This is a genomic window from Candidatus Pantoea rara, from assembly GCF_051136265.1.
In the GTDB taxonomy this organism is placed as follows: Bacteria; Pseudomonadota; Gammaproteobacteria; order Enterobacterales; family Enterobacteriaceae; genus Pantoea; species Pantoea rara.
In genome coordinates this window covers 56,071-70,901 of sequence record NZ_CP194942.1, presented here as the reverse complement: position 1 = coordinate 70,901, position 14,831 = coordinate 56,071, and the positions used below count along the sequence as shown (strand labels likewise).

Annotated in this window: 12 protein-coding genes; 9 read left to right on the top strand and 3 right to left on the bottom strand. The window is 55.7% G+C overall.

Going from position 1 to position 14,831, the window contains the following annotated elements:
* Positions 1-5: 5 nt before the first annotated feature.
* Together rbsD and ACR8BF_RS00320 are read right to left on the bottom strand one after the other, a co-directional pair.
* Positions 6-425: a D-ribose pyranase gene (rbsD, locus tag ACR8BF_RS00325; RefSeq protein WP_003849483.1), complete on the bottom strand. Its 420-nt coding sequence runs from the start codon at positions 423-425 to the stop codon at positions 6-8.
* A 182-nt stretch (positions 426-607) separates the two neighbouring features.
* Positions 608-1,015, bottom strand: coding sequence for a YgiW/YdeI family stress tolerance OB fold protein (locus ACR8BF_RS00320; protein ID WP_179898901.1), 408 nt, complete (start codon positions 1,013-1,015; stop codon positions 608-610).
* 162 nt (positions 1,016-1,177) lie between these two features.
* On the opposite strand from ACR8BF_RS00320, the gene qseB reads away from it, so the two are divergent.
* Together qseB and qseC are read left to right on the top strand one after the other, a co-directional pair.
* Positions 1,178-1,849, top strand: a complete 672-nt coding sequence (qseB, locus tag ACR8BF_RS00315) for a quorum sensing response regulator transcription factor QseB (protein WP_434745411.1) — start codon at positions 1,178-1,180, stop codon at positions 1,847-1,849.
* On the top strand, positions 1,837-3,192 hold the full coding sequence (qseC, locus tag ACR8BF_RS00310; RefSeq protein ID WP_434745410.1) for a quorum sensing histidine kinase QseC: 1,356 nt from the start codon (positions 1,837-1,839) through the stop codon (positions 3,190-3,192). Before qseB ends, qseC begins: the two co-directional genes overlap by 13 nt.
* A gap of 15 nt (positions 3,193-3,207) precedes the next feature.
* Here qseC and kup read toward each other — a convergent pair whose 3' ends face one another.
* Entirely contained in the window at positions 3,208-5,076 is a 1,869-nt protein-coding gene (kup, locus tag ACR8BF_RS00305; RefSeq protein ID WP_179898904.1) for a low affinity potassium transporter Kup, read from the bottom strand.
* A 291-nt stretch (positions 5,077-5,367) separates the two neighbouring features.
* Here kup and ravA point away from each other — a divergent pair, with 291 nt between their 5' ends.
* The 7 genes from ravA (at position 5,368) to rsmG (ending at position 14,678) form a co-directional block, all read left to right on the top strand.
* Positions 5,368-6,864, top strand: a complete 1,497-nt coding sequence (gene ravA, locus ACR8BF_RS00300) for an ATPase RavA (protein WP_434745409.1) — start codon at positions 5,368-5,370, stop codon at positions 6,862-6,864.
* Positions 6,861-8,321 carry an ATPase RavA stimulator ViaA gene (gene viaA / locus ACR8BF_RS00295; protein WP_434745408.1) on the top strand — a complete coding sequence of 487 codons (1,461 nt, stop codon included), beginning with the start codon at positions 6,861-6,863 and terminating at the stop codon, positions 8,319-8,321. Before ravA ends, viaA begins: the two co-directional genes overlap by 4 nt.
* Before the next feature lie 71 nt (positions 8,322-8,392).
* A complete protein-coding gene (gene ovoA / locus ACR8BF_RS00290) occupies positions 8,393-10,531 on the top strand; it encodes a 5-histidylcysteine sulfoxide synthase (protein WP_434745407.1) in 2,139 nt (712 codons plus the stop codon).
* Between the two features lie 103 nt (positions 10,532-10,634).
* A complete protein-coding gene (asnC, locus tag ACR8BF_RS00285; protein ID WP_003849496.1) occupies positions 10,635-11,096 on the top strand; it encodes a transcriptional regulator AsnC in 462 nt (153 codons plus the stop codon).
* Between the two features lie 154 nt (positions 11,097-11,250).
* On the top strand, positions 11,251-11,691 hold the full coding sequence (gene mioC / locus ACR8BF_RS00280) for an FMN-binding protein MioC (RefSeq protein WP_292987466.1): 441 nt from the start codon (positions 11,251-11,253) through the stop codon (positions 11,689-11,691).
* 432 nt (positions 11,692-12,123) lie between these two features.
* On the top strand, positions 12,124-14,013 hold the full coding sequence (mnmG, locus tag ACR8BF_RS00275) for a tRNA uridine-5-carboxymethylaminomethyl(34) synthesis enzyme MnmG (RefSeq protein ID WP_434152530.1): 1,890 nt from the start codon (positions 12,124-12,126) through the stop codon (positions 14,011-14,013).
* Positions 14,014-14,060: 47 nt separating this feature from the next.
* Positions 14,061-14,678, top strand: a complete 618-nt coding sequence (gene rsmG / locus ACR8BF_RS00270) for a 16S rRNA (guanine(527)-N(7))-methyltransferase RsmG (RefSeq protein WP_434745406.1) — start codon at positions 14,061-14,063, stop codon at positions 14,676-14,678.
* Positions 14,679-14,831: the final 153 nt, after the last annotated feature.

The following is a 14,831-nucleotide window of genomic DNA, read 5'->3' as shown; positions in this document are numbered from 1 at the left end:
CGGCCTCAGAAGGTCACACCGGCGCTGAGGATGACATTCGCAAACGGAGAACACTCTCCGCTGCGAATGACTGCCTGACTACGCTGCGTTTGTTGTTTGAATTGTTCATGACTGGTGTAGCTGATGGTGATGATATTCCCCTGGTGCTGTTGCAAGGCTTCGAGCACGGCGACCAGTGCGCTATGAAGTTGCGGATTATGCTGCTTAATCTCCTCCGCGATCAGGGCGCTCTCTACCTGCATCTCCAGTGCGACAGCATTAACCACCTGCATAAAATCGGGCGTACCCGGCGTGAGCGCTAAGTCGATGCGCTGCGGTCCTGCCGGAATGGGCAAGCCTGCATCAGCAATTGTCAGCGTGTCCGTGTGTCCCAGGCGGGCAATCACATGAGAGAGTTCAGCGTTTAACAGGCGACCTTTTTTCATCTTTTCACTCCACAGCGAAACGTTTCGCTGCTGGGAGTGTATGAAAAGCCGCCATCAACTCAACGGGCAAAACAGAAATCTGTGATCGCCATCGAAACGTTTCGCTCACGCGGGGGGAAATTTGCATTAAGGCGGGGAACGGGCAGAAAAAAGGGCCGCGAATGCGGCCCTGAAGGAAAAAATTAAGGCAGTTTTTTAACCTGCTTAACGTCCATCTCAATGCTGTTGAAATCTTTATCCAGTTCACCCGTCAGCTCAACGTTATCTTTGGGCGTGATGGTCTGGCCGTTCCAGTGCTTGTGGTCAATCTCGACTTTCATGGTGCCGGTCTGGTCGCGGAACAGATAATCTTCCTTGCCCATCTGTTTCTCCAGCTTGCCGCGCACCGTGATCCAGCTGTCATCTTTCATCTCTTCAGCCTGCTTCACAGTCACCACACTGGTGTGATCAGCACTGAAGCCGCCCTGACCGGTTGCTGACTGCGTCTGTGCGGCTGGCGCGCTGGGATCAACAAATCCGCCCTGCTGTGCAGCGAAAACCGGGGCGGAAGCCAGCATAACGACGGCCAGAATTGCAGCGTGCTTTTTCATGGTGTACCCCTTTCTCAGTGGTGTTTTCGGTTTGAACATGCCCATTTGACCATAGAGTTCTTAACAGCTTCTTAAGCGGTAAAAATAAGCTATTTTCGCCGAAATCAGCTGTACAGTAAGGAAGTTGCTTCGTATAAAGCGCTATCGGAACAGGGAGACGTGATGCGTATTTTACTGATTGAAGACGATCGCTTAATTGGCGACGGTATTAAAGCGGGACTGAGCAAACTGGGCTTCAGCATTGACTGGTTTACATCGGGTGAGTCGGGCTTTAACGCGCTGGAGGCTGCGCCCTGGGATGCAGTCATTCTGGATCTCTCTCTGCCAGAGCGGGATGGACTCGATATCCTGCGACAGTGGCGACAACAGGGCAACGATGTGCCGGTACTGATTCTGACCGCCCGCGATGCGCTCGATCAGCGGGTCGAAGGCCTGCAGATGGGCGCGGATGACTATCTGTGTAAGCCCTTTGCCTTAACCGAAGTGGCCGCTCGCTTACAGGCGCTAATTCGCCGTCGTCACGGTCAGCTGCAGCCCGAACTGCGCCACGGTAACGTGGTGCTGACCCCCGGCAGCCACAGTGTAATGCGCGAGGGTGAGACGATTGAGTTGAAAAGCCGTGAACTGGCGCTACTGGAACTCTTTATGCGAAACCCGGGTCGGGTGCTGACGCGTAGCCAGCTGGAAGAAAAGCTCTACAGCTGGGACGCCGACGTCTCCAGCAATGCGGTGGAAGTGCATATCCATCATCTGCGTAAAAAGCTGGGCAGCGCGTTTATCCGCACACTCCACGGCGTCGGTTATATCCTGGGGGCCGCCGAATGCGATCAATGAGCCTGTTTCTGCGGCTGGGCATCGGTTTTGTGCTGCTGCTCGGCATATGCTGGGCCAGTGCCAGCCTGAGTGCCTGGCATCAGACGCGTGAAACGCTTGATGAGCTCTTTGATACCCAGCAGATGCTGCTGGCCAAGCGTCTGCTGACGCTGGATTTCTCCTCGCTGGACAAGACCACGCTGCCCAGAACCAAAGAGATGCTGCGCCACCATCGCGGTGAACAGGATGATGATGCACTGGCCTTTGCTGTCTTCACGCGTGACGGCAGGCAGGTGATGAATGATGGCGATAATGGTCGTTATCTGCCGTTTGAGGCGGAGTATCAGGGATTTCATGAGGGTCAGCTCACCAATGATGACGATCGCTGGCGATTTGTCTGGCTGACCACACCCGATAAGCAGTTTCGGGTGGTGGTGGGTCAGGAGTCGGAATACCGTGATGACATGACGCGGGATGTGATGAAAGCCAGTGTGCTGCCCTGGCTGATCGCGCTGCCCTTTATGTTGCTGTTGCTAATCGGTCTGGTCTGGTCTGAACTGCGGCCGCTGAAGACGCTGGCACAGCAGCTCGCACAGCGCGCACCGGATGATGATACGCCGCTGCAGGCAGACCGCGTGCCAAAAGAGGTTCAACCGCTGATGGTCGCGCTCAATGGTCTGTTCAGCCGCATCAGCGCCATGATGCAGCGTGAACGACGCTTTACCTCCGATGCCGCGCATGAGCTGCGCAGCCCGCTGGCGGCGCTGCAGGTGCAAAGCGAAGTGATCCAGCTGACTGCGGATGATGAAGTGATGCGAACCCATGCGCTACAGCAACTGAATGCCGGGATTGTCCGCGCAACACGGCTGGTGGATCAGTTGCTGACGCTCTCGCGGGTTGAAGCCGACGATGCGCGTAGCGCTTTCGAACCGGTGGCACTGAAACGCACGGTGCAGGAGATGCTCGCCGCACAGCTGCCGCTGGCGGACAAAGCCGGTGTGACGCTGAGACTGCATGCAGAGGCCGATCCGCAGATTCAGGGGCATCCGCTGTTACTGTCACTGCTGGTGAGGAATCTGCTGGATAACGCCATTCGCTATACACCTGCGGGCAGCGAAGTCGATGTGCGGTTGCAGGCAAATAGTCTGTCGGTGGAGGATAACGGCGAGGGGCTGAGTCCAGCGGATCTGCAACGGCTCGGTGAGCGTTTCTGGCGACCGCCAGGTCAGGAGAAGAGTGGTAGCGGGCTGGGATTGTCGATAGTCCGCAACATTGCCCAGTTGCACGGAATGCGGGTCACCTTCAGTCAGCGATCCGGCGGCGGGTTATGCGTCATGCTGCACTGGTCAGCGCCCGCCCCGTAAGGCGGGCGCTGCAGATCAAATCTCGACCTGAGTGCCCAGCTCGATCACCCGGTTTGGCGGGATCTCAAACTGGTCTGGCGCGCGGAGCGCATTGCGCTGCAGCGCCAGGAAGAGTTTGCCGCGCAGGCGCAGATACCAAGGACGTTTGCCGATGATCAGCGACTCATGCGACATAAAGAACGACGTCTCCATCATGCGGCAGTTAAGCCCTTCCAGCCCGCAGCGGTGGAAAATCTCCTCGACGTTTGGCGTTTCGCGCCAGCCGTAGCTGGCCACCACGCGCCAGAAGGTCGGCGACAGCTGCTCAATAGTGACGCGACGCACGTTGTGCACGTAAGGCGCATCTTCCGTTCGCAACGTCAGCAGCACAACCCGCTCATGCAATACTTTGTTGTGCTTAAGGTTATGCAGCATGGCAAACGGAATGACATTCAGCGCACGCGACATATAAACCGCCGTGCCTGGTACGCGAACCGGCGGCGATTTCTCCAGTGACGCAATCATTGCCTCCAGAGAGTTGCCGTGTTCGTGCATACGGCGCAGCAGGCGGAAACGCTCGCTTTTCCACGTCGTCATAATGATAAACATCACCAGGCCGAGACAGAGCGGCAACCAGCCACCGGAGAAGATTTTTACCAGGTTGGCGGTAAACAGCGGCACGTCGATGCAGAGCATTAATACCAGAATGACGGCCACCGCCAGTTTGTTCCAGTGCCAGTTTTTAACCGCCACGGTGCAGGAGAGCATTGCGGTCAGCACCATGGTGCCGGTCACCGCAATACCGTAGGCTGCAGCCAGATTACTTGAGTGCTCAAAGCTGATAATCACAATCAGTACCGCGAAGTAGAGCACCCAGTTAATCACCGGAATATAAATCTGGCCCGATTCGCGCTCAGAGGTGTGGATGATGCGCATCCCCGGCAGATAGCCCAGTCGTACCGCCTGACGCGTCAGCGAGAAGACACCAGAGATCACCGCCTGCGAGGCGATAACCGTGGCCAGCGTCGCCAGAATCAGCATAGGAATCAGCGCCCAGTCTGGCGCCAGCAGGAAGAAGGGGTTTTTAATTGATTTGGGATCGCTAAGTAACAGCGCGCCCTGACCAAAGTAGTTCAGCACCAGCGACGGCAGCACGACCGAGAACCAGGCCAGCCGAATCGGCACTTTACCGAAGTGCCCCATATCGGCATAGAGCGCTTCAACCCCGGTAATCGCCAGCACCACCGCGCCAAGCGCAAAGAAGGAGACGGATTTATAGTGCAGGAAGAATTCGACCGCATAGGCGGGATTCAGCGCATGCAGCACTTCCGGGTTTTTCATAATGCCGTTGACCCCAAGGATCGCCAGCACCAGGAACCACACCAGCATGACCGGTGCAAAGAGTTTGCCCACCATGCCGGTACCATGTTTCTGAATCGCAAACAGCAGCGTCAGCACCGCAATCGACATGGGCACAATAAAGGGATCCAGCGACGGCGCGGCAATCTCCAGACCTTCAATAGCTGACATCACCGAAATGGCCGGCGTGATAACCACTTCCCCATAGAAGAAGCTGCCGCCAATCAGGCCCATGATCACCAGCACCGCCGTAGCGCGAGCACCAGTATGGCGGCCCGCCAGCGACATCAATGTCAGTATTCCGCCTTCACCGGCGTTGTCTGCGCGCATCACATAACTGATGTACTTCAGTGAAACCACCAGCACCAGCAGCCAGAAAATCAGCGACAGAAAGCCAAACACCGCTTCCCGCTCAACGCCGAAGCCGAACTGTCCTGAAAGACATTCACGCAGGGTATACAGCGGACTGGTGCCGATATCCCCGTAAACAACACCAATCGCGGCCAGCGTTAATCCGCGAAGTGACTGCTTATTATCCGAGCTCATAGAGTTATCTTTTGTTGGAGTCTAAGAGGCGCAAAAACCTCTCGCTCAGGCCATCAAAAAGCGCACAGTATGCACGGTTTACCAAAAATTCCTATAGCCGCTTCGCCTGTCTGGCAGGGTAACGGGGTCGTTTCTGACGATAAAGCGTTATTTAGCGTCGTTTTAAAATCAGGCAAACCTTCTGAAACAAAAAAGCTGACAGCTATCAACGCTTTCACGCATGATGATCTATAGAGTAAAGCGCTTGCTTAAGCGCGGCGGCCCGACGATCGTAAGGACATTGATGTGATTATGGCTCAACCCCATCTTTTGGCAGAAAGAATTTCTCGCCTTAGCAACGCGTTAGAAAAAGGATTGTATGAGCGGCATCATGCCATTCGTCTTTGCCTGCTTGCAGCGCTGAGTGGCGAAAGCGTGTTCCTGCTGGGACCACCTGGCATTGCCAAGAGCCTGATTGCCCGCCGCCTCAAATATGCTTTTCAGCATGCCCGCGCCTTTGAATATCTGATGACGCGTTTTTCAACACCGGAAGAGGTGTTTGGCCCACTCTCCATCCAGGCGCTGAAGGATGAGGGGCGCTATCAGCGTCTGACCAAAGGGTATCTCCCCGACGCGGAGATTGTTTTTCTGGATGAGATCTGGAAAGCCGGCCCGGCGATTCTGAATACCCTGCTGACGGCTATCAACGAACGCCGCTTCCGCAATGGCGATAGCGAAGAGACCATCCCGATGCGGCTGCTGGTCACGGCCTCAAATGAACTGCCGGAAGCGGATAGCGGCCTTGAAGCGCTCTACGACCGGATGCTGATCCGCCTGTGGCTGGATAATGTGCATGAGAAGCAGAACTTTCGCAGCATGCTGACCCACCAGCAGGATGAGCACACTAATCCGGTCGCAGAATCCTTGCGCATCAGCGATGAAGAATATGCGCAATGGCAGCTCGGCATCAGTCAGGTCAGTCTGCCCGATGCAGTGTTTGAGCTGATTTATCAGCTGCGTCAGCAGCTGGAGAGCCAGCCCGCCGCGCCTTACATTTCCGATCGCCGCTGGAAGAAAGCGATTCATCTGCTGCAGGCCAGCGCCTTTTACAGCGGGCGCAACGTGATTGCGCCGATTGACCTGATTCTGCTGAAAGATTGTCTCTGGCATGACGTCGCGTCCATGCAATTACTGGAACGCGAAATCGATCAGTTGATGACGCAGCACGCCTGGCAGCAGCAGCCGATGCTGCTAAAACTGCATCAGATAAAAGCGCGTCGTATGGCCCTGCAGCAACAGCAGAGCATCGCGCAGGCGATCACCCTGGAAAAACACAGCGGCATGTTCAGTCGCAAACCCCATTACGATCTGCCGGAAAGCTTTACCGATGAGCAACTGACACTGATGCTGCAAAAGCCGCTGATGCTGCATGATATGCAGGTAAGCCATCTGGTGATTGCGCGTGATGCACTGAATCAGTGGCTGCAAAAAGGCGGCGAAGTGCGCGGCAAGCTCAATGGGATTGGCTTTGCGCAGAGCCTGGATTTACAGGTCGATGCGCAGCACTGCCTGGCGATCCGGGATGTGAGCCTGCAATCGTCGCGCCTGACACTGCCAGGCGTCAGCAATAGCGAGCCGCTGCCCGGTGAGATCACCGAAGCGCTGGATGCACTGGAGAGTGAACTGCGGTCGCAGCGACACCAGTTCAGTCAGCATCAGCGCTGCCTGTTCATCAGTGATGACTGGCTGGCGCGGGTGGAAACCAGCCTGCAGGATGTGGCGGAACAGCTGAAACAGGCGCGTAAATGATCTCAGTGGAGACGCTCAGTACGCTGCTCTCAGTGGGTGAGACCGAACTGATTGAAGAGCTGATTATTGCCTTGCTGGCGTCGCCACAGCTGGCGCTGTTTTTTGAAAAGTTTCCCGGCCTGAAAAAAGCGCTGCTGCGCGATGTGCCGCGCTGGCGAGCGGAGATCAATGCCGACCTCAAAGCCACGCCGGTTCCGTCGACACTGGCCGAAGAGTTTCAGCTTTTCCAGCGGGTACAACTCCTCAGCGATCGTGAATTCAGCCACCAGCTGAATGCCACACTTCAGGCACTTGAAAGCCTGCCGTCCCCCTTTCTTGATGAAGCTAACCGGCTGCTGCAGCATACCGATATCAGCCATCTCAGCAGCGCACAGCACCAGCTTTTTTTGCAGCGCTGGCGGCTGAGCCTGACCTTACAGACCCTGACGCTGAATCAGCAGTTGCTGGAGCAGCAGCGCGAACGCCTGCTGGCCGAACTGCAGCAGCGCATGGCGCTGAGCGGTCAACTGACCCCCATTCTCGGCGACGATGATGAAGCCGCCGCTGGCCGGTTGTGGGATATGAGCAAAGCGTCACTGCAGCCTGGCGACTATCAGTTAATGCTGCAATATGGCGACTTTCTGGCGCAGCAGCCAGAGCTGCTGAAACTGGCCCAACAGCTGGGTCGCAGCCGCGAGGCAAAATCGGTGCCGTCGCAGGATGCCCCGATGGAGGCTTTTCATCAGTTGGTGCAGGAGCCTGCGTCCGTGCCGGAAGAGGTCAGCGGTATTCATCAAAGCGATGACGTGCTGCGTCTGCTGCCACCGGAGTTAGCTGCGCTAAGCATCAGCGAACTGGAGCTGGAGTTTTACCGGCGGCTGGTAGAGAAACGGCTGCTGACCTACAAGCTGCAGGGCGATGCCTGGCATGAAAAGGTGACAATGCGTCCGGCCAGCCACCAGCAGCATGAAGAGCAGCCGCGCGGGCCATTCATCGTCTGCGTTGATACCTCCGGTTCGATGGGTGGCTTCAATGAGCGCTGCGCCAAAGCGTTGTGTCTGGCATTGCTAAAGGTCGCGCTGGCCGATCGCCGTCGCTGCTACATTATGCTGTTTGCCCATGAGGTGATTGGCTATGAGCTGACCGGTGACGACGGGCTGGAACAGGCGATTCGCTTTCTGAGCCAGCGTTTTCGCGGCGGCACCGATCTGGCCGCCTGTCTCTCTTCCGTTGTAACCCGGATGGAAGGCGCATTGTGGCAGGAAGCTGATGCGGTGATCGTCTCCGATTTTATCGCCCAGCGTCTGCCAGAAGAGGTGATCGGGGCGATTAAAAAACGCCAGCGACACAATCAGCAACGTTTTCATGCCGTCGCCATGTCGGTCCACGGGAAACCAGGCATTCTGCGCATCTTCGACCATATCTGGCGTTTCGATACCGGCATGAAAAGCCGCCTGTTGCGGCACTGGCGCCGTTAAGTCATCTGACAGAAAAGCTTCTTTGCTATAGTAAATTACCGTTTCACTTACTCAGCAATCTGGAGCTTCCTGTGACGCTTGCTCAACCTCACCGCGATTTGCCTGCACCAACGCGGACGTTATTGCTCTCCGGCCAGAACATTGAACAAAAACGTGCCGAGTTGCTGGCCTATTTTCATCAGACCTGGGAACAGTATGAAAGTCTGTTCACCTGTCTGGCCGATTCAAAGGCCTGGTTTACTAAAGCCATTCCGCTGCGCCATCCATTAATTTTCTATTTTGGCCACACCGCCACCTTCTACATTAATAAGCTGATGGCCGGACGCCTTATCGACGCACGTCTTGACGATCATATCGAAGCGATGATGGCGATTGGTGTGGATGAGATGAGCTGGGACGATCTCAATGACAGTCACTATGACTGGCCCACCATCGAAGAAGTCCGTGCATACCGCGGGCGTGTTAAAGCGCTCGTCAGCGATCTGATCCAGACCATTCCGATCACGCTGCCGATCAGCTGGGAGAGCCCGGCTTGGGTGATCCTGATGGGCATTGAACATGAGCGTATTCATCTGGAAACCTCCAGTGTGCTGCTCCGCCAGTTACCGATCGAGTGGGTCAGACCACAAGCCGCGTGGCCGGCATGCCCGATGGCACGCCACCAGCGCGAGGCTGTGCCGGCCAATACGCTGCTGCCCATGCCCGGCGGCACCGTCACGCTAGGTAAAACCGACGATACCTACGGCTGGGATGTCGAATATGGCCGCCAGCAGGTGAAGCTGCAGCCATTCCAGGCGAGCAAAATGCTGGTCAGCAACGCTGAATTTCTGGCGTTCGTTGAGGCGGGCGGTTATCAGGACGCCCGCTGGTGGGATGATGAAGGCTGGGGCTGGTGTCAGTTTGCCAAAGCAGAGATGCCCACTTTCTGGGTCGGTACACCTGCGATGCCCGATCAGCTTAAACTGCGTGTGATGAGTGAAGAAGTCGCGATGCCATGGGACTGGCCTGCTGAGGTCAATCAGCTGGAAGCCGCAGCCTTCTGTCGCTGGAAAGCAGATCAGACTGGCATGAACATTCAACTCCCCTGTGAAGCAGAGTGGGCTCAGCTACGCGAACAGGTCGCGGGCGATCAGCCGGACTGGGATCGGGCGCCAGGCAACATCAACCTGGCGTACTGGGCTTCCTCGTCGCCGGTCGATCTCTTCGCTCAGGGCGAGTTCTTCGATATCGTCGGTAACGTCTGGCAGTGGACGACTACGCCGACCAATGGCTTTGAAGGGTTCAAAGTTCACCCGCTTTACGATGATTTCTCTACCCCGACGTTTGATGGTAAACATTCGCTGATCAAAGGCGGCAGCTGGATCTCGACCGGCAACGAAGCGCTGAAATCTGCACGCTATGCGTTCCGCCGCCACTTCTTCCAGCATGCCGGTTTCCGCTACGTGGTTTCCAGCCATCAGGAGACGATGGCGCCGAACCCGTATGAATCAGACGCGATGGTGTCGCAGTACCTCGACTTCCAGTATGGCCCGCGCTATTTCGGCGTAGATAACTATGCCGAAAGCCTGGTGAAGCTGGCGCTGAACTACACCACTGCACATGGCGACGCACTCGATATCGGCTGTGCCACCGGGCGCGCCAGTTTTGAACTGGCTCGCCACTTTGAACGCGTTACCGGGATGGACTATTCGGCGCGCTTCATTGATGTGGCGCTGCAGCTGGCCAGCGGCGAAGACTTCCGTTATCTGCTGCCGCAGGAAGGCGATCTGGTTGAGTATCGTCAGGTTCGCCTGAAAGATTTCGCGCTGGAGCGCGAACTGGCGCAGCGGATTCAGTTTGTTCAGGGCGACGCCTGTAACCTCAAGCCGCAGCCTGGCCGTTATGACCTTGTGCTCGCCTCCAACCTGATCGATCGTCTGCGTCAGCCTGCTCGCTTCCTGCGTGATGTCACGCCGATGCTGCGTCAGGGCGGCATTCTGCTGCTCTCATCGCCTTATACCTGGCTGGAAGATTTCACGCCGAAAGAGAACTGGCTGGGCGGCGTGCGTGAAAATGGTGAAGCACTGACGACGCTGCAGGCTCTGCAGCGTCTGCTGGCGGCGGACTTCGACCTGGTCGATGAGCCGCAGGATAAACCGTTTGTGATCCGCGAAACGGCCCGCAAGTTCCAGCACACGCTGGCGCAGGTCACCGTCTGGCGCAAACGCTAAGTGAACCGGCAGCGACGCCCGTCGCTGCCGGTAGTTGCCTGAACCGTTATTTTGCTGCACATTCACCTTTGTTTACTTAAGCAGACCAATAACGAGGATGGCCATGGCCGAACATCTGCAGCTCGATAACCTGGATCGCGGCATTCTGAATGCCCTGCTGGATAACGCGCGCACCGCTTACGCCGAGCTGGCAAAACAGTTTAATGTCAGCCCCGGCACCATTCATGTGCGTGTGGAAAAGATGAAGCAGGCAGGCATTATCCTGGGCACCCGGGTTGATATCGATCCGCGCCAGCTGGGGTTTGATGTCTGCTGTTTTATCGGCATTATCCTCAAGAGCGCGCGTGACTATCCGGCGGCGCTGAGCAAACTGGATGCGCTGGATGAAGTGGTTGAGGCCTGGTACACCACCGGCCACTACAGCATCTTTATTAAAGTAATGTGCCGGTCAATCGACGCTCTGCAACAGGTGCTGATCAACAAGATCCAGACTATTGATGAAATCCAGTCGACAGAAACCCTTATTTCGCTGCAAAACCCGATCATGCGTACCATCAAGCCCTGATCCTTCCCGCCTTGTGCATAATTTTATCCCTGACGAATGTGGCGGCTGACAACGGCTGCGTTCGCCTCCCTTGATCTATTAACCCTGTTGTCCACAGGTGGATCACCGCTTGATCACAGCGTACAATGCTCGCCTTAATGTCCGGGAGAGCAAGATGGCCGATATTACCTTAATCAGTGGCAGTACTCTGGGTAGCGCAGAGTATGTGGCTGAACATCTCGAAGAAAAATTACAGGAAGCGGGCTTCTCAACCCAGGTGCTGCACGGGCCAGAGCTGGATGAGGTGCCGCACGAGGGTATCTGGCTGGTGGTCTGTTCAACTCACGGTGCTGGCGATATTCCTGACAACCTGCTGCCACTGTTCGAAGCCATCACAGAAAGCCAGCCCGATCTCTCTCAGGTGCGGTTTGGTGCCATCGGACTCGGCAATCATGAATACGATCTCTTTTGTGGCGCGATCCGCCAGATCGAAGCGCTGCTCATTGCTCAGGGTGCCCGTCAGATTGGCGATCGCCTGGAAATTGACGTGCTGGAGCATGAGATCCCTGAAGATCCGGCTGAAGCCTGGCTGGAAAGCTGGAAAAAGGCGATCTGAAAGGGGCTGGGGATCGCGAAATAGTGACGATCCCCAGTGAAAGATGCTGATTTTATCCTTTTCCGCTCGTTTATTTTGTGGATAACTACCCTCTTTTACTGCGTATAACCGGTAGTTATCCCAATAACAACGATAGAATGATTTTTGAGCTGTGGATAACATGCCATTTTGATCCCAGCTTATACGGATCAGGATCACCGATCACTAACAGGTAGTGATCCTCTTTATCCTGTTGTTTATGAAAAGCTTCTGACACATATCCACAGAAAAGCGGGATCCTAATAAGAGATCTAACAGAAAGATCATATACAGATCTAAGATCCTTTCTTTTAAAACCGGACGATCCCGTGGCTTTCACCCCAGGTGGAATTTGAGTAGAATCCACGCCCCAGGACAACGATCCTGCAAGTTCATCAACCGAGGTACCACTTCATGTTTTATCAGGATCCTTTTGACGTCATCGTAATTGGTGGTGGTCATGCGGGCACCGAAGCCGCAATGGCGGCAGCCCGAATGGGTCAGCAAACCCTGTTACTCACCCATAACATTGATACGCTTGGACAAATGTCCTGTAACCCTGCGATTGGTGGTATTGGCAAAGGACATTTGGTGAAGGAAGTGGATGCCCTGGGTGGTCTGATGGCCAGTGCGATTGACCAGGCAGGTATTCAGTTTAGGATACTAAACGCCAGTAAAGGCCCGGCAGTGCGGGCAACCCGTGCTCAGGCGGATCGTGTGCTCTACCGGCAGGCAGTGCGAACGGCACTGGAGAACCAGCCCAATCTGATGATCTTCCAGCAGGCGGTCGACGATCTTATCGTGGAAAACGATCGTGTGGTCGGTGCCGTTACCCAGATGGGTCTGAAGTTCCGCGCCAAAACCGTGGTCCTCACCGTCGGTACGTTCCTTGACGGCAAAATTCATATCGGTCTGGACAACTACAGTGGTGGTCGCGCTGGCGATCCCCCGTCCATACCGCTGGCAAAACGACTTCGTGCGCTGCCGCTGAGGGTAAACCGCCTCAAGACCGGTACGCCACCGCGTATCGATGCGCGCACCATCGATTTTTCAGTGCTCAGTCCACAGCACGGCGATAACCCGATGCCGGTATTCTCTTTTATGGGAAATGCCTCTCAGCATCCGCAGCAGGTGCCTTGCTGGATCACTCATACCAATGAGAAAACCCATGACGTGATCCGCAATAACCTGGATCGCAGCCCGATGTACGCCGGGATCATTGAAGGGATCGGCCCACGCTACTGCCCGTCGATCGAAGACAAAGTCATGCGCTTTGCCGATCGTAACTCGCATCAGATCTTCCTGGAGCCGGAAGGGCTGACCAGCAATGAGATCTACCCGAACGGTATTTCGACCAGTCTGCCATTTGACGTGCAGATTCAGATCGTCCGGTCGATGCAGGGTATGGAAAATGCGAAGATTGTGCGTCCGGGTTATGCCATTGAATATGACTTCTTCGATCCACGCGATCTCAAACCGACGCTGGAGAGTAAATTTATTCACGGACTGTTCTTTGCCGGACAGATCAATGGGACAACCGGCTACGAAGAAGCTGCTGCGCAGGGGATGCTGGCGGGTCTGAATGCGGCACGTCAGTCAGCCGACAAAGAGGGCTGGGCACCGCGTCGTGACCAGGCTTACCTCGGCGTGCTGGTTGATGATCTCTGCACACTCGGCACCAAAGAGCCGTACCGGATGTTTACCTCCCGTGCTGAATATCGTCTGATGCTGCGTGAAGATAACGCCGACCTGCGTCTGACCGAAACCGGTCGTGAGCTGGGTCTGGTGGATGATGCGCGCTGGGCACGCTTCAATCAGAAACTGGAAGCGATTGAACAGGAGCGTCAGCGCCTGCGGGATATCTGGGTTCATCCGAAGTCAGAGCATGTGACAGAAGTGAACACGGTTCTCAGCGCGCCGCTGACCAAAGAAGCCAGCGGTGAAGATCTGCTGCGCCGTCCGGAGCTGACTTATCTGAAGCTGATGACGCTGGATGCCTTTGGTCCGGCTCTGGCTGATGAGCAGGCCGCTGAGCAGGTTGAGATCCAGGTCAAATATGAAGGGTATATTGCGCGTCAGCAGGAAGAGATCGATCGCCAGCTGCGTAACGAGAACACGCTGTTACCGGTGGAGCTCGACTACCGCCAGGTAAACGGGCTGTCGAATGAGGTGATCGCCAAGCTGAATGATCACAAGCCGTCGTCGATTGGTCAGGCAACACGTATTTCCGGCATTACCCCGGCGGCCATCTCAATTCTGCTTATCTATCTGAAAAAACAGGGTCTGCTGCGCAAGAGCGCCTGATCTGAAACGGGGCGAGGTGACTCGCCCCCGCTGAATGGACTTATGCTGTGATCAACACACTCACGTCGCTGCTAAATGCAGCCGGTATTTCCCTCTCCGATCAACAAAAACAGCAGCTGGTTGCCTATGTCGGCCTGCTGGATAAGTGGAACAAAGCCTACAATCTGACATCCGTGCGCGATCCGCAGCAGATGCTGGTTCGCCATATCCTCGACAGCATCGTGGTGGCACCGCATCTGAAAGGCTCACGTTTTATTGATGTCGGAACCGGACCAGGATTACCTGGCATTCCGTTGGCTATCGTCATGCCCGATGTGCACTTTACGCTGCTCGACAGCCTGGGCAAGCGGGTGCGCTTCCTGCGTCAGGTTCAGCATGAGTTAGGACTCACTAACATCACCCCGGTAAAGAGCCGGGTTGAGGCATTTCCGGCTGAGCCGCCATTTGATGGCGTAATCAGTCGTGCATTTGCCTCGCTGACCGACATGGTGAACTGGTGTCATCATCTGCCGGGAAGGGAAGGGCGCTTCTTCGCGCTTAAAGGGGTCCGTCCGGACGATGAAATTGCTGAATTACCGGCCGGCTATGTCTCCGATGCGGTGATAAAATTGCAGGTGCCGCAGCTGGAAGGCGACCGCCATCTGGTCATCATTCGTCACCAGTAGGCCTTCAGCTAGCCGGGGTTTTAATCGGACTCAGAAGAAAAAAGTGCAAATTATGCGCTATCAATAAAAGATTTTGATTAAGCCCCGGATCAGCAGAGGTTAAAAACGGAGACGGAAATTATCCGAAAAGCTCTGTTACATTTAACGATTGGT